We start from the raw sequence: 22,350 nt of genomic DNA on the forward strand, positions 1-22,350 counted from the left end.
CCGTATGTGTACTAGGCGAGATCGCCGAATTCGCTGTCGATGAACGCGAGCACTTCCGCCGCGGAGGCCGTCTGGAGCGAGGAGTCCTCGCCGCCGCCGTCCGGCGCGGAGCCGGCCTCGGCCTTGCGCAGGATCCGGCGCAGTCGTGCGACGACTTCGTCGTGGGCGCCGTCGACGGGGCCGAGCGCCTCGACGCCCGCTTCGAGCCGTTCGAGTTCGCCCAGGACCTGGAGCACCGGGTCGTGCTCCGGCGGCGCGGCGAGTTCCAGCAGATGCGCGGTGAGCGCCGCCGGGGTGGGGTGGTCGAAGACCAGGGTCGCGGGGACGGTCAGGGAGGTGGCCGTCCGCAGCCGGTTGCGGAGTTCGACCGCGGTGAGCGAGTCGAAGCCGAGCGTCTTGAACGCCTGGTCGGGGTCGATGTCGTCGGCCGAGCCGTGACCGAGGACGCCCGCGGTGTGCTCGCGCACCAGATCCAGTACGAGCCGGTGCCGCTCGGCGGGGGACAGCGCGGCCAGCCGCTCCGTCAGCGTCCGCGCGTCACCGGGCGTCCCCGTGGTCGGGGCCGTCGTGCCGGTGGCCGCCACGCGCCGCACGCGGACGAGTTCCCGCAGTACGGCCGGGACCGGCTGGTGCGCGGCCCTGGCCCGCAGTCCGGCCAGGTCGAGCCGGGCGGGCGTCAGCGCCGGGATACCGGTGAGCAGCGCGGTGTCGAACAGCGCGAGGCCGTGTGCGGAGTCGAGGGGGGCGACGCCGGCCCGGCTCATCCGCTGCCGGTCGCGTTCCGCGAGGCGCCCGGTCATCCCGCTGGCCTGGTCCCACAGTCCCCAGGCGAGGCTGCTCGCGGGCAGGCCCCGGGCGTGCCGGTGCTCGGCGAGCGCGTCGAGGAAGGCGTTGGCGGCGGCGTAGTTGCCCTGGCCGGCCGCGCCGAGTGTGGCCGAGGCGGAGGAGAACAGGACGAACATCCGGGGCGCCAGGTGCGCGGTGAGCCGGTGCAGGTTCCAGGCGCCGCGCACCTTGGGGTGCAGTACGGCGGACAGCCGCCGCCGGTCGAGCGCGGACACCACCCCGTCGTCGGTGACGCCCGCGGCGTGGACGACTCCGGCCAGGCGGTGGTGCGCGGTGAGCGGTTCCAGGAGCCGTCGTACGGCGTCCTCGTCGCCGGCGTCGCAGGCCTCGACCCGTACCTCCGCGCCCATCTCGGCGAGGTCGGCGCGCAGTTGCCGCACTTCGGGCGTGTCCGTGCCCCGGCGTCCGGCCAGGGTGACATGACGCAGTCCGTGCTCGGTGACGAGGTGCCGGGCCAGCAGGGTGCCCAGGGTGCCGGTGCCGCCGGTGATCAGGACCGTCTCACCGGCCTCGAACGGGACGGACCCGGCGGGGACGGTCAGGACCGCCTTGCCGGTGAGGGTGGCCTGGCTCAGCACACGGAAGGCGTCCGTCGCGTCCCGGATGTCCCAGGTGGTGACGGGCAGCGGGGTGAGCGCGCCGGACTCGAACAGCTCGACGAGATGGGCGAGGATCTCGGCGATGCGGTCCGGGCCCGCCTCCCCCAGGTCGAAGGAGCGGTACCGCACGCCGGGGTGGTCGGCGGCGACGCGTTCGGGGTCGCGGGGGTCGGTCTTGCCCATCTCGACGAACCGGCCGCCGCGCGGCATCGCGCGCAGCGAGGCGTCGGTGAACTCGCCCGCGAGCGAGTTCAGTACGACGTCGACGCCCGCGCCGCCGGTCGTCTCGCGCACCAGGTCCGCGAAGTCGAGCGTCCGTGAGGAGCCGATGTGCGCGCGGTCGAGACCGGTGTCGAGCAGGGTGCTCCACTTCGGTTCGCTCGCGGTGCCGAACACCTCGGCGCCCAGGTGCCGGGCCAGCTGCACGGCGGCCATCCCGACCCCGCCGGCGGCGGCGTGCACGAGCACCGATTCGCCCGCGCCGAGCCCGGCCAGGTCCACCAGGCCGTAGTAGGCGGTCAGGAAGGCGACCGGGGTGGCGGCGGCGGTCTCGAAGGACCAGCCGTCCGGTATCCGCGCCAGCACGCGCCGGTCGGCGACCGCGGTGGGCCCGAACGCCCCGGCGACCATGCCCATCACCCGGTCCCCGGGGGCCAGCCCGGTGACACCGGGTCCCGTCTCCAGGACGACGCCGGCGCACTCGGTGCCGAGGTCCGCCCGGCCGGGATACATGTCGAGGGCGATCAGGACGTCCCGGAAGTTCACCCCGGCGGCGTGTACGGCGATCCGCACCGTGCCCTCGGCCAGGGGCGCCGCGGCGTCCGGGCACGGCACGAGCGCCAGGTGGTCCAGTGAGCCGCGGCCGGTGCTGTCCAGCCGCCACGGGCCGGGGCCGGGCGGCACGGTCAGGGCCCGGCCGGTCTCCGGACGGGTGAGCCTGCGGGCGTACAACGTGCCCTGCCGGACGGCGACTTCCGGCTCGCCGAGGCGTACGGCCGCGGTGAGGTGGGCCGGGTCCGGGGCGGTGGTGTCGAAGTCCACGAGGGTGATGCGGGCGGGGTTCTCGGTCTGGGCGGAACGGACGAGGCCGGCGAGGGTGGACTGGGCGAGCGCGGCAGCGGCGGTGTCGACGGGGGCTTCGTGCCCGGCGTCGACGGGGGCCGCGTCCGCGTCCGTGGCGTCGACGGGGGCCGCGTATGGGGTGGCGACGGGGGCCGCGTGCCGGGTGCCGATCACGAGGTGGCTGTCGGTCAACCGGTCGTCGGCCAGCCACTGCTGGAGCAGGTCGAGGGTCCACTCGGCGGAACGCCGGGCCGCCTCGGCGGGGTCCCCGGTGGTCAGCGGGCAGCGGGCGAGGACCGGGCCCGGCGTCTCCTTGCCGTCCGCGAGGGCCGCCGCGTACGCCGCGAGGTCGGGGTGGGAACGCCAGGCGCCCGCCGACGGCTCGCCGAGCAGCACGCACTCGACGGTGTCCCGCGCCGTGTCGCCCGTGTCGCCCGTGACGTCCAGCGGTATCCAGCGGGTGGCGAACAGCGCGTCGTCGGGTGCCTGGGTACCGGCGCGCAGGCGGTCCGGGGACAGCGGACGCAGGACGAGCGAGCCGATGGAGACCACCGGCCGGCCCGCGGCGTCGGCGGCGTCCAGGGTGACGGTGCCGTCCGCGGCCCGGACCAGCCGGACCCGCAGCAGATCCGCGCCGACGGCGTGCACCCGCACCTCGCCCCAGGAGAACGGCAGCCGGGCCGATCCTGGCTCGTCCGAGGCCTGGGCGGCGGGGCCCAGCGCGTGCAGCGCCGCGTCCAGCAGGGCGGGGTGCACGCCGAACCCGGCGCCGCTCTCGTCGGCGGGCAGGCTCACCTCGGCGAAGACCTCGTCACCGCGCCGCCAGGCCGCCCGCAGTCCCCGGAAGAGGGGCCCGTAGGCGAAACCGGCGTCGGCGAGCCCTTCGTAGAACCCGTCCATGGGAAGGGGTTCGGCGCCCGGCACCGGCCATGCGTCGAGGGCGGGGCCGGGGGGTGCCGCCGGGGTGTCCGACGCGTCGGCCGGGGCCAGCAGGCCCTCGGCGTGCCGGGTCCAGTCCGTTCCCTCGTCCTCGGTGTCCGGCTGCGCGTACACGGCGACCGGACGGCATCCGGTGTCGTCGGGCGCACCGAGCACCACGCGCAGCCGTACCGCCGCGTCCTCGGCGAGTGCCAGTGGCGTGGCCAGGGTCAGCTCCCGTATCCCGCCGCAGCCGACGCGGTCGCCCACCCAGCCGACGAGGTCGACGAACGCGGTGCCCGGTACGAGCACCGTGCCGAGGACCGTGTGGTCGCCGAGCCACGGATGTGTCGCGAGGGACAGCCGGCCGGTGCACAGCACCCCGTCCCCCTCGGGCGACGGGAGCCATGCCGTGAGCAGTGGGTGTCCGGCCTCGGCCAGTCCGGCCGCGGCCAGGTCGCCGGCGCCCGCGCTCGCGGCGGGCCGCGGCCAGAAGCGCCTGCGCTGGAAGGCGTAGGTCGGCAGCTCCGTGGTGCGGGCGCAGGCGAACGGGGTCGTCCAGTCGACGGCCGCACCCGTCACCGACGCGGTGGCCAGCGCGTGCAACAGCGTGGCGTCCTCGGGGCGTTCGGGGTGCAGTACGGGCACGCACACGGCGTCGGCACCGGTGTGGTCGAGGGTCTCCTCGGCCATCGCGGTCAGCGCACCCCGCGGACCCAGCTCGAGGAACCTGTCCACACCCCGCGCCAGCACCGTCGCCACACCATCGGCGAAACGAACGGCCTCCCGCACATGCCGCACCCAGTAGGCGGGAGTGGTGAACTCCGCGCCCGCCATCCCACCCGTCACATTCGACACCACCGGGATACGCGGCGAACGGAACTCCACCGCGGCGAGCGTCTCCGCGAACTCCGCCAGCATCGGCTCCATCCGCGCGGAGTGGAAGGCGTGACTGACCGCCAACTGCTTGGTCCGCCTGCCCTGTTCGGCGAACGTCCGGGCCAGCGCGGTCACCGGCTCCTCATCACCGGACAGCACCAGCGAACGGGGCCCGTTCACCGCAGCCACCGACACACCCTCGGGAAGGTCGGGCAGCTCGTCCTCGGCCGCCTCGACGGCGACCATCGCACCGCCCTCCGGCAGCGCCTGCATCAACCGGCCCCGCGCCGCCACGATCCGGCACGCGTCCGCCAGCGACCACACCCCCGCCACATACGCGGCCGCCAGCTCGCCGATCGAATGCCCCAGCAGCACATCCGCGCGCACACCCCACGAGCTCACCAGCTCGAACAGCGCCACCTCCAACGCGAACAACCCGGCCTGCGTGAACACCGTGCGGTCCAACGCCGGCGCGTCGGTGAAGACGACCTCCTTCACCGGCCGCTCCAGCAACAGATCCAACTGCGCACACACCCCGTCGAACGCAGCCGCGAACACCGGGAAACGCTCGTACAGCTCACGCCCCATACCCAGACGCTGCGCACCCTGACCGGTGAACAGGAACGCCGTCCCGCCCTCCCCGGCCACACCCCGCACCATCCCCGCGGCACTCGCACCCTCCGCCAACGCGGCCAACTGGACCAGGAAGTCCTCCCGCTCCCGCCCCGTCAGAACAGCCCGGTGCTCCAGCCCCGCACGCGTCCCCGCCAGGGAGTAGCCGACATCCGCGACGGTGAGATCCGTGGCTGCCACATGGTCGGCAAGTCGCCGGGCCTGCGCCCGCAACGCCTCCTCCGACCGCGCCGACACCACCCACGGCACCAACAACCCGTCATCCGCAGGCGCGGTCACCGGTTCCTCGACCGAAGGCGCCTGCTCCAAAATCACGTGCGCGTTCGTGCCGCTGATCCCGAACGCCGACACGCCCGCCCGACGCGGCCCGTCCGTCTCCGGCCACTCCCGCCCCTCCGTCAACAGCTCCACCGCACCCGCGGACCAGTCCACCTCCCGCGACGGCTCATCCACATGCAACGTCGCCGGCAGCAGTCCGTTCCGCAGGGCCAGTACGGACTTGATCACACCCGCCACACCCGCGGCCGCCTGCGTATGACCGATGTTCGACTTCACCGAACCCAGCCACAGCGGACGGTCCGCCGGACGGTCCTGACCGTACGTCGCCAGCAACGCCTGTGCCTCGATCGGGTCGCCGAGCGACGTCCCCGTGCCGTGCGCCTCCACCATGTCCACGTCCGCCGCCGACAACCCGGCCGAAGCGAGCGCCTGCCGGATCACCCGCTGCTGCGACGGACCGTTCGGCGCCGTCAGACCGTTCGACGCACCGTCCGAGTTCACCGCCGAACCCCGCACCACCGCCAGCACGTCATGGCCGCGACGCCGCGCCTCGGACAGGCGCGTCAGCACGAGTACGCCGACGCCCTCGCCCCAGCCCGTGCCGTCCGCCCCGTCGGCGAACGCCTTGCACCGGCCGTCCGGGGCCAGGCCCCCCTGCCGCGCGAACGCGTCGAAGGCGTCGGGGGTGGCCATGACCGCCACGCCGCCCGCGAGGGCCACGTCGCATTCGCCGCCCCGCAGTGCCTGCGCCGCCAGGTGGAGCGCCACCAGGGACGACGAGCACGCCGTGTCCACGGTCAGCGCCGGGCCCTCCAGCCCCAGGACGTAGGCGATCCGCCCGGACAGCACGCTGCCGACGGCTCCGGTGAGCGCGTAGTCCTGGCCTCCTTCGAGTGAGGTGAGCAGGGTGCCGTAGTCGTGGGAGCCCGCGCCGACGAAGACGCCGGTGCGGCTGCCGCGCAGCTTCAGCGCGTCCACGCCCGCCCGCTCCAGCGCCTCCCACGACGTCTCCAGCAACAACCGCTGCTGCGGATCCATCGCCAGCGCCTCACGCGGCGAGATCCCGAAGAACCCGGCGTCGAACTCGGCCACGTCCGGGAGGAACCCGCCGGTCTGGGAGAACGCGGCGTCGGCGGCGACGCTCCAGCCGCGGTCGGCGGGGAAGTCCCCGATTCCGTCCTTGCCCGCCGCGATCAGGTCCCAGAGCTTCTCCGGCGAGGTCGCCTCACCGGGGAACCGGCAGGCCATGGCGACGATGACCACCGGATCGTCGGCCTCGGCCGCCGTGGGCGCCACGGACCCCGCGGACGTCGGGAGCGCGTCGCCGCCGAACAGCCGCGTCCGCAACTCGACGGCGGCCGCGAGCGGCGTGGGGTGGTCGAAGACGAGCGTGGCGGGCAGACGTACGCCGGTCGCGGCGGTGAGCCGGTTGCGCAGGTCGACGGCGGTCAGGGAGTCGAAGCCCAGGTCCTTGAAGGGCTTCGACGGGGTGATGGCCTCGGCGCCCCGGTGCCCCAGCGCGAGGGCGGCGGCGGTCCTGACCAGGTCGAGGAGTTCGCGTTCGCGTTCGCCGTCGGTCGACCCGGCCAGCCTGGCGGCCAGTTCGGACTCTCCGGCGGCCGGATCCGTCGTGGCGGCGCGGGCGGCCTCCGGGATGGCGTCGATGAGGGGGCGCGGGCGGGCCGCGGTGAACGTCCCGGCGAAGCGCTCCCAGTCCATGTCGGTGACCGTCAGCGTGGTCTCGTCGTGGTCGAGGGCCTGCTGGAGCGCGCCGATCGCCCGGTCCGGGTCCATCGAGCGCACCCCGCCGCGGGCGAGGTCCCGCGCCAGGTCGTCGTCGACCATCCCGCCGCCGGCCCAGCTGCCCCAGGCCACGGAGGTGGCGGTGAGGCCGCGCCTGCGCCGGTCCGCCGCGAGCGCGTCGGCGTACGCGTTGGCGGCCGCGTACGCGCCCTGGCCCGCGCTGCCCCAGATCGCGGCGCCGGAGGAGAAGAGGACGAACGCGTCGAGGTCGTGACCGGCGAGGAGTTCGTCCAGGTTGCGGGCGCCGGCGGCCTTCGCCGACATGACGTCCGCCAGCTCGGCGAGGGTGGTCCGGTCGAGGGTGGCGGTGCGGTTCACGCCCGCGGTGTGGACCACGGCGGCGACCGGGAACTCGTCCGGCACCGTGTCCAGGGCCGCGGCGAGCTGGGCGCGGTCGGCCACGTCGCAGGCGGCGACCGTGACCCGGGCGCCCAGCGCGCGCAGTTCCGCTACCAGGTCGTCGGCGCCGTCGGCGGCCATACCGCTCCTGCTGGTCAGCAGGAGGTGTCCGGCGCCCGCGTGGGCGAGCCAGCGGGCGACCCGGGCGCCCAGCGCGCCGGTGCCGCCGGTGACGACGACCGTGCCGTCGGGCCGGGGCCGCCAGGAGCGTCGCGCCGCCGTCCCGTCCAGGGGAGCACGGACCAGCCTGCGCACATACAGCCCGGCGGGGCGCAGCGCGTACTCCTGCTCGTCCTCGCCCGCGGCGAGCGCGGCCCGCAGCAGTCCGGCGGCGCGGTCGTCCAGTTCGGCGGGCAGGTCGACGAGTCCGCCCCAGGCGGCGGGGTTCTCCAGGCCGGCGACCCGTCCGAGGCCCCACAGCTGGGCCTGGCCGGGCGCGCGGACCTGGTCGGAGCGTCCGGTGCCGACGGCGCCCCTGGTCAGACCCCACAGCGGCGCGTCGATCCCGGCCTCGCGCAACGCGGACAGCAGGGCCACGGTGTCCGCGACGCCCACCGGTACGACGGGATGGTCCGGGTGCGGCCGGTCGGCCAGTCCCAGCAGGGACACCACGCCTGTCCACGGGCCCGCCGGTATCGGGCCGTCCGGCGAGGTGAGCTGGGCGGTGACGCTCGCGCCGAGCGCCGTACGCGCCCACCGGGCGGCCTCGCCGTCCGGGTCCGCGGTCACCAGCAGCCAGTCGCCGGTCAGGGCGGCCAGGACCGGGGCGGTCACCGGGGTCCAGGAGACGCGGTAGCGCCAGCTGTCGACCAGCGCCGAGTCCTTGCGCCTGCGGCGCCAGCCGGACAGGGCGGGCACCAGGTCGTGCAGGTCGTGCAGCGACTCCCCGTCGGGGAGGGCGAGTTCGGCGGCGACGGCGGCCAGGTCGCCGCGGTCCACGGCCCGCCACAGCGGCGCGTCCTCCTCGGCACCGCCGGTCGTGGCGGCCGCCGTGCGGGGCTCCGGCCAGAACCGGCCGCGCTGGAACGGGTAGGTGGGCAGCTCGACCCGGCGGGCGCCGCTGGTGCCGAGCACGGCCGTCCAGTCCACGGGGGCGCCGCGCACGAACGCCTCGGCCAGGGAGAGCGTGAACCGCTCGGGGCCGCCGTCGTCCCGGCGCAGGCTGCCCACGGCGGCGGCGGTCGTGCCGGTCGCGTCGACGGCGTCCTGCACCGCGGGGACGAGTACCGGGTGCGGGCTCATCTCCAGGAACACGTCGTGGCCCTGGGCGAGGAGTTCCTCGGTGACCGGCCCGAACAGCACGGGCCGGCGCAGATTGCGGTACCAGTAGTCGGCGTCCAGGCCCGTGGTGTCGAGCGGGCCGCCGGTCGTCGTGGAGTGGAAGGGGATGTCCCCCGGGCGCGGTGCGACACCGGCCGCCAGCTCGGTCAGCTGCCGCTCGATCCGCTCCACCTGGGCGGAGTGGGAGGCGTAGTCCACGGGGATGCGGCGGGCCCGTACGCCCTCGGCCTCGCACTCGGCGAGCAGTTCGGCCAGCGCTTCCGGTTCGCCGGACACGACGGTGGAGCGGCGGCTGTTGTTCGCCGCGACACAGATCCCGCCGTTCCAGCGGGCGATGCGTTCGGCCGTGTCGGCGGGGGACAGGGCCACGGACACCATGCCGCCGTGCCCGGACAGTTCCTCGGCGATCAGCCTGCTGCGCAGCGTCACGAGGGCGGCGCCGTCCTCCAGGGACAGTCCGCCCGCCACGCAGGCGGCGGCGATCTCGCCCTGAGAGTGTCCGACCACGGCGGCCGGCTCGACACCGCAGGCACGCCACAGGCCGGCCAGTGACACGCTCACGGCCCAGGACGCGGGCTGCACCACGTCGACCCGGTCCAGTCCGGGTGCGTCCTGCGTCTCATGGATCACCTCGGTCAGCGACCAGTCGGTCAGCCGCGCCAGCACCTCGGCGCAGCGGTCCATCCACTGGGCGAACACCGGCGACGACTCCCACAGCCGCGCGGCCATGCCGGCCCACTGGGCGCCCTGGCCGGGGAACACGAAGACGACCCGGCCGCGGGTGTCGGCGGTGCCGCGCACCACCCGCGGGTCCCCCGCGCCGCCGGCCAGCGCGCCGAGCCCCGCCGCGAAGTGCGGGGAGCCGTCACCGATGAGTACGGCCCGCTCCGGCCAGGTCGCCCTGGTCGTCACGAGGGACCGGCCGACCTCGGCGGGCGCCGCCTCGGGCAGCCGTGCGCTCAGCCGGTCCGCCTGGGCGGCCAGCGCTTCTTCGGACTTGGCGGTCAGCACCCAGGGCACGGAGGGGGAGTTGAGGAGCGGTGGCAGTACGGCGGGCCGGGCCGGCTGCGGTGCGGGTGCCTGTTCGAGGATGACATGGGCGTTGGTGCCGCTGACACCGAAGGCGGACACGCCCGCGCGTCGCGGCCGGGCGCCGGTGGCGGGCCAGGGCCGGGTCTCGGTGAGCAGTTCGACCGCGCCCTCGGTCCAGTCGACCTTCGGGGTCGGCCGGGCGGCGTGCAGGGTGCGCGGCAGCTGTCCGTGCCGCATCGCGGACAGGGTCTTCAGCACTCCGGCCATCCCGGCCGCGGCCTGGGTGTGCCCGATGTTCGACTTCACGGAGCCGAGCCACAGCGGCCGGTCGGCCGGCCGGTCCCGCCCGTACGTCGCCAGCAGCGCCTGCGCCTCGATCGGGTCGCCCAGCCGGGTCCCCGTACCGTGCGCCTCCACGGCGTCCACGTCCGAGGGCACGCAGCCGGCGTCGGCGAGCGCCTGGCGGATGACCCGCTGCTGCGCGGGCCCGTTGGGCGCGCTGAGCCCGTTGGACGCGCCGTCCTGGTTGACCGCGGTGCCGCGCACCACGCCCAGCACGTCGTGTCCCAGCCGGCGGGCGTCGGAGAGCCGCTCCAGGAGTACGGTGCCCACGCCCTCGCCCCAGCCGGTGCCGTCCGCGTCGGGCCCGAACGCCTTGCAGCGCCCGTCCGCGGAGAGGCCGCGCTGCCGGGAGAACTCCACGAAGATCTCCGGGCTGGACATCACGGTCACCCCGGCGGCGAGCGCGAGGTCGCACTCGCCCGCGTTCAGCGCCTGGACGGCGAGGTGCAGTGCGACCAGCGAGGAGGAGCAGGCGGTGTCGACGGTCAGCGCGGGTCCTTCGAGCCCCAGGGTGTAGGCGATACGGCCGGAGAGCACGCTGGACGCCGTACCGGTCAGCACATGCCCCTCGACCTCGGACTCGCCGAGCAGGGTGGCGTAGTCCTGGCCGTTGGAGCCGACGAAGACGCCGGTACGGCTGCCGGCGAGCGAGGCCGGCACGATGCCGGCGCGCTCCAGCGCCTCCCACGAGGTCTCCAGGAGCAGCCGCTGCTGCGGGTCCATGGCCAGCGCCTCGCGCGGCGAGATCCCGAAGAACGCGGCGTCGAAGTCCGCCACGTCGGTCAGGAAGCCGCCCTCACGCACATAACTGGTGCCGGGGTTGCCGGGGTCCGGGTCGTACAGGCGGTCGAGGTCCCAGCCCCGGTCGGCCGGGAAGGGGCCGATGGCGTCGCCGCCGTCGAGGACGAGCTGCCACAGCTCCTCCGGGGTCGTGACGCCGCCGGGGAACCGGCAGGCGGCCGACACGATCACGACCGGGTCGTCGTGGGTACGGGCCGGTGCGACCCGTTCCTCCCCGGCGGTGTTCGGGCCGGTTCCGTCCAGGCCTGCCGCCAGGTGTTCGACGAGCCTGCCGGGGGTCGGGTGGTCGAAGATAAGGCTCGGCGGCAGCCGCCTGCCGGTGGCCGCGGCGAGCCGGTTGCGGAACTCGACACCGATCAGCGAGTCGAACCCGAGCGCCCGGAAGGTCGTGTCCTCCCGCACCCGGTCGGTGGGCGGCAGCCCGAGGACGGCGGCGACCTCGGTGCTCACCAGGTCGGCGAGTGCCTGGCGCAGCGCGTCGCCGGTCAGCCCGCCGAGCCGGTCCGTCTCCGCCGGGGCGCCGGCGCGGCCGGTCTCCCGCTCCTCGATGCGCCGTACTTCGGGGACGCCGGTGAGCAGCGGGCTCGGCCGGCCGGGTCCGAAGCCCGCCGCGAACCGGTCCCAGTCGACGTCGGCGACGGTCACCGCGGTCTCGCCGTCGTCCATGACCTGCCCGAGCGCGGCCAGGGCGGCGTCCGGGGCGAGGGGGACGAGCCCGGTGCGGGCCAGTTGGCGCCGGGCGGCCTCGGTGTCGGCGGCCATTCCGGCGCCGGACCAGGAGCCCCAGGCCACCGCGGTCGCGGGCAGGCCGAGCTGGGCCCGGTGGACGGCCAGCGCGTCCAGGTACGCGTTCGCGGCGGCGTAGTTGGCCTGCCCGGCCAGGCCCACGGTGCCCGCGAAGGACGAGAACAGCACGAACGCCGAGAGGTCCAGGTCCCGGGTGAGCTCGTGCAGGTGCCACGCCCCGGTCACCTTGGGTCCGGCGACGGCGGCGAACCGGTCGGGGGTGAGGGAGTCGAGCACGCCGTCGTCCAGGACGCCCGCGGCGTGTACGACACCGGTCAGCGGCCGGTCGGCGGGCAGCCCGGAGAGCAGCTCCGCCAGGGCGTCCCGGTCGGTCACGTCGCACGCGGCGACCGTCACCTCGGTTCCCGTCTCGCGCAGCCGCGCCGTCAGTTCCGCGGCTCCGTCGGCGTCGGGGCCACGCCTGCTGGTGAGCAGCACATGCGCGGCTCCGGCCGCCGCCAGCCACTGCGCGAGGTGCGCGCCGAGCGCCCCCGTGCCGCCGGTCACGAGCACCGTGCCGTCCGTACGCCAGGGGCTCGGCCCGGCGGGGGCGGCGTCGGCCCGCGTACCGGCCCGGCCCAGCCGCCGCGCGAACAGGCCGGCGGCACGGACGGCGACCTGGTCCTCGCCGCTTCCGCCCGCCAGTACGGCGCACAGCCGGGTCCACGCCCGGTCGTCCGGTACGGCGGGCAGGTCGACGAGCCCGCCCCAGCGCTCCGGGTGTTCCAGCGCCGCGACCCGGCCCATCCCCCACAGCTGCGCCTGCGCCGGCGCGGCCAGCGGGTCGGAGGGGCTCACCGACACCGCGCCCCGGGTCAGACACCACAGCCGGGCGCCGCCGCCGAGATCGGTCCACGCCTGCACCAGCACGGCGGTCGCGGCCACGCCCGAGGAGAGCGAGCCGGCCGTCCCGAGCAACGACACCACTCCCCCGGCGTCCTCGCCGAGCGCCGCGCGCAGGGTGTCCGCGACGTCGGCGCGCTCGGGTCCGGCCGGGTCGACCTCCACCACGACGGGCCGCGCGCCATGGTCACGCAGTGCGGCCGTCACACCGGCCACGATGTCCTCGTACGACCCGGATGCCGGTACGACGACGGCCCAGGTGCCGCTCAGCGAGGGCCGGGGGCCGTCGGGCACGGACGCCCACGCGGTGCGGTAGCGCAGTGGGTTCGCCGGGGGCGCGGACGACGGTGCGACCGGCTCCAGCCAGTAACGGCGGTGCTGGAAGGCGTAGGTGGGCAGCTCGGTTGGGCGGGCACCGTACGGAGCGAAGAAGGCGGGCCAGTCCACGGTCAGCCCGGTGGCGTACAGGCGGCCGACGGCGGTCACCACGGTCCGGGTCTCGGGCTGGTCGCCCCGCAGCGCGGGTACGGCGGCCACGTCGCGGCCGGCGTCGTGGGCGGTGTCGTGGGCGAGTGTGGTCAGGGTGCCGTCCGGACCGAGTTCGAGGTACCGCCGGACGCCTGCGGCGTGGGCCGCGCCGACCCCGTCGGCGAAACGGACGGCTTCCCGGACGTGCCGCACCCAGTAGGCGGGGGTGGTGAACTCGTCGCCCGCCATCTCACCCGTCACATTCGACACGACGGGGATGCGCGGCGGACGGAACTCCACGGCGGCGAGCGTCTCGGCGAACTCCGCCAGCATCGGCTCCATCCGCGCCGAATGGAACGCGTGACTGACCGTCAACTGCTTGGTCCGCCTGCCCTGTTCAGCAAACGCTTGCGCGAGCGCGGTCACCGGCTCCTCATCGCCGGACAGCACCAGCGAACGGGGCCCGTTCACCGCAGCCACCGACACACCCCCGGGAAGGTCGGGCAGCTCGTCCTCGGCCGCCTCGACGGCGACCATCGCACCGCCCTCCGGCAGCGCCTGCATCAACCGGCCCCGCGCCGCCACGATCCGGCACGCGTCCGCCAGCGACCACACCCCCGCCACATACGCGGCAGCCAGCTCGCCGATCGAATGGCCCAACAGCACATCCGCGCGCACACCCCACGAACTCACCAGCTCGAACAGCGCCACCTCCAACGCGAACAACGCGGGTTGGGCCCACTCGGTCCGGTCCAGGCCCGCACCGCCGAACACGACCTCCCGCAGCGCCCCGGGCAGCAGACCGTCGAAGGCGGCGCACACCTCGTCGAAGGCGGCCGCGAACACGGGGTGGGCGGAGTACAGCTCACGGCCCATGCCCGCGCGCTGGGAGCCCTGCCCCGAGAACAGGAACGCCGTCCCGCCCTCCACCACCACACCGGCCGGGGTCCTGCCCTCGGCCAGCGCGTCCAAGTGGGCCAGGAATCCGGCCTCGTCCTCCGCGACCAGCACCGCCCGGTGCTCCAGCCCGGCACGCGTCACCGCCAGCGACAGACCCACGTCGGCCGGCCGAAGTCCACTCTCCCGTACGTGGTCGGCCAGGCGCCGGGCCTGCGCCCGCAACGCCTCCTCCGACCGCGCCGACACCACCCACGGCACCAACAACCCGTCATCCGCAGGCGCGGTCACCGGTTCCTCGACCGACGGCGCCTGCTCCAGAATCACGTGCGCGTTCGTGCCGCTGATCCCGAACGCCGACACGCCCGCCCGACGCGGCCCGTCCGTCTCCGGCCACTCCCGCCCCTCCGTCAGCAGCTCCACCGCGCCCGCGGACCAGTCCACCTCGGGGGTCGGCTCGTCCACGTGCAGGGTCTTGGGCAGCAGTCCGTTCCGCAGGGCCAGTACGGACTTGATCACACCCGCCACACCCGCGGCCGCCTGCGTATGACCGATGTTCGACTTCACCGAACCCAGCCACAGCGGACGGTCGTCCGGACGGTCCTGGCCGTACGTAGCAAGCAGGGCCTGCGCTTCGATCGGGTCGCCGAGCGACGTCCCCGTGCCGTGCGCCTCCACCATGTCCACGTCCGCCGCCGACAACCCGGCCGAAGCGAGCGCCTGCCGGATCACCCGCTGCTGCGACGGACCGTTCGGCGCCGTCAGACCGTTCGACGCACCGTCCGAGTTCACCGCCGAACCCCGCACCACCGCCAGCACCGGACGCCCGTCCCGCACCGCGTCCGACAGCCGCTGCACGGCCAGCATCCCGACACCCTCGCCCCAGCCCGTGCCGTCCGCTCCGTCGGCGAACGCCTTGCACCGGCCGTCCGGGGCCAGGCCCCCCTGCCGCGCGAACTCGGCGAACATGCCCGAGGTCGCCATCACCGTGACACCGCCGGCCAGGGCGAGATCGCACTCGCCGCCCCGCAGTGCCTGGGCCGCCAGATGGAGCGCCACCAGGGACGACGAGCACGCCGTGTCCACCGTCAGCGCCGGGCCCTCCAGCCCCAGCACGTAGGCGATCCGCCCGGACAGCACGCTGGGCGCCGTACCGGTCAGCACATGCCCGTCGGCGTCGGAGGTCTCGTGCAGCCGGGGCCCGTACTCCGAGGGGCTGGCGCCGACGAAGACGCCGGTGCGGCTGCCGCGCAGCTTCAGCGCGTCCACGCCCGCCCGCTCCAGCGCCTCCCACGACGTCTCCAGCAACAACCGCTGCTGCGGATCCATCGCCAGCGCCTCACGCGGAGAGATCCCGAAGAATCCGGCGTCGAACTCGGCCACGTCCGCGAGGAACCCGCCCTCGCCGGGGAAGTCCGCGGCGAACTCCCAGCCGCGGTCGACGGGCAGCGCGGAGATCGCGTCGCCCCCGGCGGCCACGAACCGCCAGAGGTCCTCGGGCGACCGGACGCCGCCGGGCAGCCGGCAGCCCATACCGACGATCACGATGGGGTCGTCGTCGTGCGCGGCGGCGGCCGGCGGGCTCACCGGGCCTGCGTCCGTGCGCTCCGCCCCGTCGGCCTCGAGCCGGCGCGCGAGGGCGTCCGGCGTCGGGTGGTCGAACAGCAGCGTGGTGGGCACCCTGCGGCCGGTCGCCTCGGTGAGGCGTTCACCGAGTTCGGCCAGCATCAGGGAGCTGAAGCCCAGTTCCCTGAACGCCTCGTGCGTCGCGACGTCGTCCGGGGACGCGTGGCCGAGCACCTGGGCCGTGGCGTCACGGACGAGTTCCAGCGTCGTACGGTCGCGGACGAGTTCCGGTGTCGTACGGTCGCGGACCGCGGGGGCGGGCTCGCCATCGTGCCCGGCGTGCCCCGCCTGCCCCGCGCGCCCCGCCTGCCCCGCGTGCCCCGCCTGCCCCGCGTGCCCACCACCGTTCACCACGGGCCGGGACGCGCTCGCCGAGGGCTCCGGCAGCCAGTGCCGCCTCCGCTGGAACGCGTACGTGGGCAGCGGTACCCGCCGTGCGCCCGCCTCGGTGGCCGTCCGCTCCCAGTCCATCGGTACGCCGCGGACGTACAGTCCGGCGAGCGCGGCGAGCAGCGCCTCCGGTTCGGTCCGGTCGCGGCCGCGCAGCAGGGGCACGCACACGGTCCCGGCATCGCGCAGGCAGTCCCGTGCCATGGCCGACAGCACCCCGTCGGGGCCCAGTTCGAGCAGCGTGGTCACGCCCTGGTCCTCGAGGAGGCGCACCCCGTCCAGGAAGCGCACGGCGGCACGGGCGTGCCGTACCCAGTACTCCGGTGAGCGGGCGTCGGCCTCGGTGAGCAGGGTGCCCGTCTCGTTGGAGACGATCGGGATCCGGGGCGCGCCGAAGGTCAGTCCGGCGGCGATCCGGCGGAACTCCGTGAGCATCCCGTCCATGTGCGGGGAGTGGAACGCGTGGCTGACCCGCAGTCGTTTCGTCTTGCGTCCCCGGGCCGCCCAGTGCGCGGCGACGGCCAGTACGGCGTCCTCGTCACCCGCGATCACCGTGGAGGCGGGGCCGTTCAGCGCCGCCAGGGTCACCGACTCGGAGACGAACGGTGCCAGCTCGTCCTCGGTGGCCTGGACCGACACCATCGCGCCGGTCGCCGGCCGGTCCTGCATCAGCCGGCCGCGGGCGGCGACGAGCGTGCAGGCGTCCGCCAGGGAGAGGACTCCGGCGACGTGCGCGGCCGCCAGTTCACCGACCGAGTGACCGAGCAGGAACCGCGGTGTCAGGCCGCAGTGCTCGGCGTACCGGAAGAGGGCGACCTCGACGGCGAACAGGGCGGGCTGGGTGAACTCGGTACGGTCCAGGAGCGCCGCCTCGTCGGAACCTTCCGCCGCGAACAGCACGTCCCGCAGCGGCCGTCGCAGCCACGGGTCCAGGCTCGCGCACACCTCGTCCAGGGCGGCGGCGTACTCCGCGGACGTCCGGTACAGCTCGGCGGTCATGCCGGGGCGCTGGCTGCCCTGCCCGGTGAAGACGAACGCGAGCGCGCCCGGGGAGACCGTGCCGCGCACGAGGTCCGCGCCGGGTGTGCCGTCGGCGAGCCGGGCGAGACCGGCGGACACGTCCTCCCGGTCCGCGGCGAGCAGTACCGCGCGCCGGGCGAGCGGGGCACGGGCGGCGGCCAGCGTGTGGGCGACGTCGCGCAGGGGGAGGCCGGGGTGCGTGTCGAGGTGGTCCCGCAGCTTGCGTGCCTGGGCGCGCAGCGCCTGTTCGTCGCGGCCCGAGACGAGCAGCGGGGCCGGTGTCCCGGCGGGCCTGATCCCGGCCGTGGCCGGCCGAGCGGCGGCGTCGTACCCCGCGGGTTCGGTGAGCACCACGTGGCAGTTGGTGCCGCCCATGCCGAAGGAGCTCACGCCCACGACCAGCGGCCCTGCCTGCTCCGGCCAGGGTGTGAGTGCCGTGTTGACGCCGATGCCGAGCTCCGCCATGGGGATGGCCGGGTTCGGGGACGCGTGGTGCAGGGTCGCCGGGATCTCCCGGTGGCGCACGGCCAGTACGGCCTTGAGGAGGCCGGCGATACCGGCGGCGCCTTCGAGGTGGCCGATGTTCGTCTTGACGGAGCCGACCAGCAGCGGCTGCCCGGCCGGACGCCCGGCGCCGAGAACGGCCCCGACGGCGGCGGCCTCGACGGGATCGCCGGTGGGGGTTCCGGTGCCGTGCAGCTCCACATAGCCGACGGCGGCCGGGGAGATTCCGGCCTGTTCGTACGCGGCGGTCAGCACCGCTTCCTGGCCGGCGCGGTCCGGGACGGTCAGCCCCTCGCCGCCGCCGTCGTTGTTCACCGCGCTGCCCGCGAGGATGCAGTGGATGTCGTCGCCGTCGGCGATCGCGTCGGCGAGCGGCTTGAGTACGACGACGCCACCGCCCTCGCCGCGCACATAGCCGTTGGCCCGCGCGTCGAAGGTGTAGCAGTACCCGTCCGGGGAGAGCGCCCCGAACCGTTCCACGGCGACGGTGGAGTCCTCGGCAAGGATCAGGTTCACCCCGCCCGCCAGGGCCACGGAGCACTCGCCCCGGCGCAGGCTCTCGGCCGCCAGATGCACCGCGACCAGCGACGACGACTGTCCCGAGTCCACGGTGAAGCTCGGTCCGCGCAGGCCCAGCGTGTAGGAGACGCGGTTGGCGATGATGCCCCGGTTCAGACCGGTCGTCGTCTGCGGGGTGGCGGCGTCGGCGCCGGCGGCGCGGGACAGCGTGGCGTAGTCGTCGGCGATGGCGCCCACGAAGACCCCGGCGCCGCTGCCGCCGAGGCGGGCGGGCGGGATCCCGGCGTCCTCGAGCGCCTCCCAGCTCAGCTCAAGGACCAGCCGCTGCTGCGGGTCCATCGCCGCGGCCTCGCGCGGGGAGATCCCGAAGAAGCCGGCGTCGAACTCGTCGACGGAGTCGAGGAATCCGCCCCGCCGTGGCGCGTACCGCCGGTCCCCGGGAGCGGCACCGACGGCGTCCTCGCCATTTCGGAGGAGAGCCAGGAACTCGGCCGGTCCCGCCGCACCCGGCAGCCGGCACGCCATTCCCACCACCGCTATCGGCTGAATGGATCGCGCCCGGAATTCAGCGGCCTCTGCCTCGGACCCACCCGCCATGTGTTTCCCTTACCTCACTAGGAAAATGCGAAGCGCGCTCAAGCGGCGCGATGGCCGCAGTTCATTTCGAATATCCGAGTCCACCGCCCCTAGCCTCAACCACTACCCGACCCCTTAGGGCCGGTCCGGCGGCAGTGCGGGACAGGGGTCCGGCAGCTCCTTGACCCCGTAGAACCCGACCCCGTCCCGGAACCGCAACTCCTCGAAGGAGGCCGCCAGTCGCAGCCCCGGGAGCCTGCGCAGCAGTGTCTCCAGGGCGATCTGCGGTTCGGCGCGGGCCAGCGACTGGCCGATGCACTGATGGATCCCGAACCCGAAGCTCAGGTGGCTGCGGGCGTCGCGCCGCAGGTCCAGCTCATCGGGGTCGGTGAACGCCCCCTCGTCGCGGTTGGCGGTGGACAGCGTGCACAGCACGCCCTCCCCCGCCCTGATCGTCTGCCCGCCGACCTCCACGTCCTCCAGGGCGACCCGCCCCCGCCGTTCCGCACGATGGTGAGCTCGTGCCCGGCGAGCAGCAACAGCAGGCCGGCGCCCGCGACTTCGTCGGCGGGCAGTTCACGCTGGTCAACAGGTGGCTGATGAGCCCCTCGTCCGGTTCCCGCTGCTTCTCGGCCGTGAGCCGGTTCATGTACACCGGGGACACCGGCGAACACCGGCGAAACACCGGTGAACACCGGGGAGGTCGGCGCCGATTCGGCCGACGGAATTCAGGAATGCACGACGCGAAATGCACGACGCGCATTCGGTGCTACGGAAGGGCCGCAGTTCCCACCGAATATCCGAGCGCGCCGCCCCTAGCCTCAACCACTAAACAACCCCTCACAGCCGCCACACGGGTCACCACCGCCCCACAGGGCGACCGCCGCCACACAGGGCGTCCTCAGCCCGCGACAGCGTCCTCAGCCCGCGACGGCCGAGGACGCCATGGCCATGGCCGGTGTCCCGGCGCCGAGGTTCGTCCCGGCGAGCAGATCGCCCAGGTCGGCCCGGTTGCGCACCCCGAGCTTCCGGTAGACGCGGGTGAGGTGCTGCTCGACGGTGCTCTTGGTGATGAACAGCTTGCGCCCGATCTCGCGGTTGGAGTGGCCGAGCGCGGCCAGGGCGGTGACCCGCCGCTCCGCCGCCGTCAGGCTCGCGGAGCCCTGCTCCTCGCCCGTCAGCCCGTCGGGGTCGCCCTCGCGGTCGGGCACCTCGTCCCGGAAGAGCTTGCGGAACAGCGCATCCCCGCCGCAGGCGTCGGCGACGTTCCTGGCGTGCCGGGCCGTCATCCGTGCCTTCGCGGGCGCACCGACGTGGTCCAACGCCTGGCAGCGATCGGCCAGGGCACGGAGGAGTTCCACCTGGTCGCCGCAGCTCTCCAGCAGGTTGACCGACTCGCGCAGCAACGCGGGACGCCGGCCGGGTTCGCCCGTGGCGGCGAGCAGGCGCAGGGCCACTCCGCGGGCCCTCGCCGTACTGCCGCCCGGCCGCCCGAGCTGCTCCCGCACCAGCGCCCGCGCCTGACCGGGGTTGCCGAGGGCGAGCTGCGCCTGCGCCGCGGAGGTCCGCCACGGAAGGAACGTGGGCACGTCCATGCCCCACTCCTTCGCGAGCCCGCCACAGGTCAGGAAGTCGTCGAGGGCGGCGGCCGGGCGGTCGACGGCGAGGTGGTAGTGGCCCCGGGCGTGGGTGTAGAGGAGTCCGTGGCGGGTGCGGAACATACCGTCGGGGACGGCCTGGTTGAGCCAGGCCCCGGCCACCCCGCTCATCCCCGACGCCGTGGTGGAGTGCACCAGTGCGGCCAGCGGGGAGCCGACGGCCACCCCCCAGCCGGGCAGCGAGATGGCCGAGAGGGCGCTGCGCGCGTACTGTTCCACGGCGGGCAGCGCGCCCTGCCTGAGCGCGATCTCCGCCCGGATGCCGGAGAGGATCGCCACCGACGTGCCCGTCGAGCGGGTTCCGGCCTGCTGGAGCAGCCCGTCGCACCAGAACGCCGCGCGGTCCGGACGCCCCGCGTAGACCAGGGCCAGGAGCGCCGCCTCCAGGGCCTCGACGACCGTCTCGCTGTACCGGCAGCCCCGCAGGATCTCCTCCGCCATGGCGACGGTGTGGTCGTCGGGGCCCTCGGTGAGGACCTTGCCGAGCACCTCGCCGGCGTAGGAGGCCGGGCTCACCCGGCGCAGGCGGGGCGTGCGCGGCCTCGTGGGGTTCGAGGGGCCCGGGACGCTCGCCTCCAACGGCGGACAGGAGTGGCGCAACCAGTGCCGTACGAAGTGGAGTTCGGCCTCCACGCCGGGTTCGCCGGCATCGCCGGCCGCGGCCAGCGTCGAGAGGCTCTCCACGGCCTCAGGGAAACGGTCCTGCCAGGCGAGGTGCTTGACGATCCAGGCGGCGTCCCCGCTCCTGAGGTCGCCCCGCCTGAGCGCGGCGACGAGTTCGTCGAGCCACGGGCTCACCAGCCGGGGGTCGATCTCCCAGCCGATCTTCACCCGGGCCATGACGACGGCGGCGCGTTCCTGTTCGGTCGTCGCGCTCTGTCCGGCCAGTCGCAGGCAGTCGAGGCTGAGTTCCTCCCGCCCTTCCTGCATGGCCTTCTCCGCGGCGGCGAGCAGGGTGCGGCCCGCCCAGGGCTCGGCGACCGGGGCGGCGAGGAGATGCCGCGCGACGACGGTCGCCGGCGCTCCGTCGCCATGGAGCAGCCGGGCGGCGCGGCGGCGCAGTTCCGCCCTGGTCTCCACGTCCACGTGCTCCAGCAGGGCCTTGCCGACGAGGGCGCTGCGGAAGGTGCCGCCCGCCAGCAGGCCCGCCGTGTCCAGCGCCGTCATGACCTGGTCGACGGCGTCGGCCCCCCGGTCGACCAGACAGGCCACCCGGGCGGGGGTCGCCGACTCGCCGAGTACGGCGAAGCCGCAGGCGACGTCGAAGAGCACGGGCTCGTCGCGGTAGGCCCAGGCGAGGGCCGCCTTGGCGAAGGCGGCACTGGCGGCGGGCGCGGCGGACACGGCGGACGCAGCGGACGCAGCGGACGAGGCAGACGCAGCTGACGAGGCAGAGGAAACAGAGGGGACAGTAGGGACAGAGGGGACAGGTGAGAGCCGGTGCGCTGCCCGGTGGTCCGCCAGCAGCGCGTGGACGAGGAGCGGGTTGCCCCCGCTGATGGCGTGGAAGTCCGCCGCGAGGCGCGGTACCCGGTCGCTGCCCACCTGGGCCGAGACCACCTGGGTGACACCGTCCCGGGACAGGGGCAGCAGTCCGAGGCGGCGGCACTGCGGATGGCGCAGGAGTTCGGCCTGGAAGGACGGCGGCAGCGCGTCGGGCCCGGTGGGTTCGGTGAGCACCATCATGACCGGGGCCGTCCGCAGCCGTCGTACGAGGTACCGCAGGAACCGCAGCGAGGCCGCGTCGGCGAGCTGCGCGTCGTCGACGGCGATCACCGTCGGCCGGCGCCGGAGCTCCTGGCACAGCGCGTCGAAGAGCCGGTCCGCGTCGAGCCCGGGACCGGCGTCGCGGCTCCCGATCGCCCGGGCCAATCGGAATCCGGCGCCCAGCGGACCGGTCGGCGGGAAAAGCTGGCCGACGACGCCGAACTCGGCCTCGGTCTCGGCGGACGAGCCCGCGGCGGCGCACACCCGGGCGCCGGATTCGGTGGCCTTCCGCAGGAACGCGTCGAGCAGTGCCGTTCTGCCGACTCCCGGCCCCGCGTTGACGAGGACCACACCGCCTTCGCCCTGTCCGGCACTCGCCAGCACATGCGCGAGCCGCGCCATTTCCTCGGTACGCTCGAATATTTCCAAAAGGTCGCCGGAATCCGCCAGTTCCACTCGTTCTCCCCGCGTTGGCACAGAAT

The 22,350-nt window shown here is 74.8% G+C and carries 3 protein-coding genes; all 3 read right to left on the reverse strand.

Features of this window, described 5'->3' with window-relative positions; all coding sequences use genetic code 11:
• Window positions 1–11: 11 nt before the first annotated feature.
• The 3 genes from SAVERM_RS43715 to SAVERM_RS15070 all read right to left on the reverse strand — a co-directional run bounded on the left by SAVERM_RS43715 (window position 12) and on the right by SAVERM_RS15070 (window position 22,324).
• Window positions 12–18,458 (reverse strand): type I polyketide synthase, encoded by an 18,447-nt coding sequence (locus tag SAVERM_RS43715; protein WP_193427513.1) that lies wholly within the window; start codon window positions 18,456–18,458, stop codon window positions 12–14.
• 180 nt (window positions 18,459–18,638) lie between these two features.
• Window positions 18,639–18,977 carry a cytochrome P450 gene (locus SAVERM_RS15065; RefSeq protein ID WP_010984332.1) on the reverse strand — a complete coding sequence of 113 codons (339 nt, stop codon included), beginning with the start codon at window positions 18,975–18,977 and terminating at the stop codon, window positions 18,639–18,641.
• A 446-nt stretch (window positions 18,978–19,423) separates the two neighbouring features.
• Window positions 19,424–22,324 (reverse strand): helix-turn-helix transcriptional regulator, encoded by a 2,901-nt coding sequence (locus SAVERM_RS15070; protein ID WP_137865244.1) that lies wholly within the window; start codon window positions 22,322–22,324, stop codon window positions 19,424–19,426.
• Window positions 22,325–22,350: the final 26 nt, after the last annotated feature.

Origin of the sequence: Streptomyces avermitilis MA-4680 = NBRC 14893, from assembly GCF_000009765.2 — a bacterium.
Taxonomy (GTDB): domain Bacteria; phylum Actinomycetota; class Actinomycetes; order Streptomycetales; family Streptomycetaceae; genus Streptomyces; species Streptomyces avermitilis.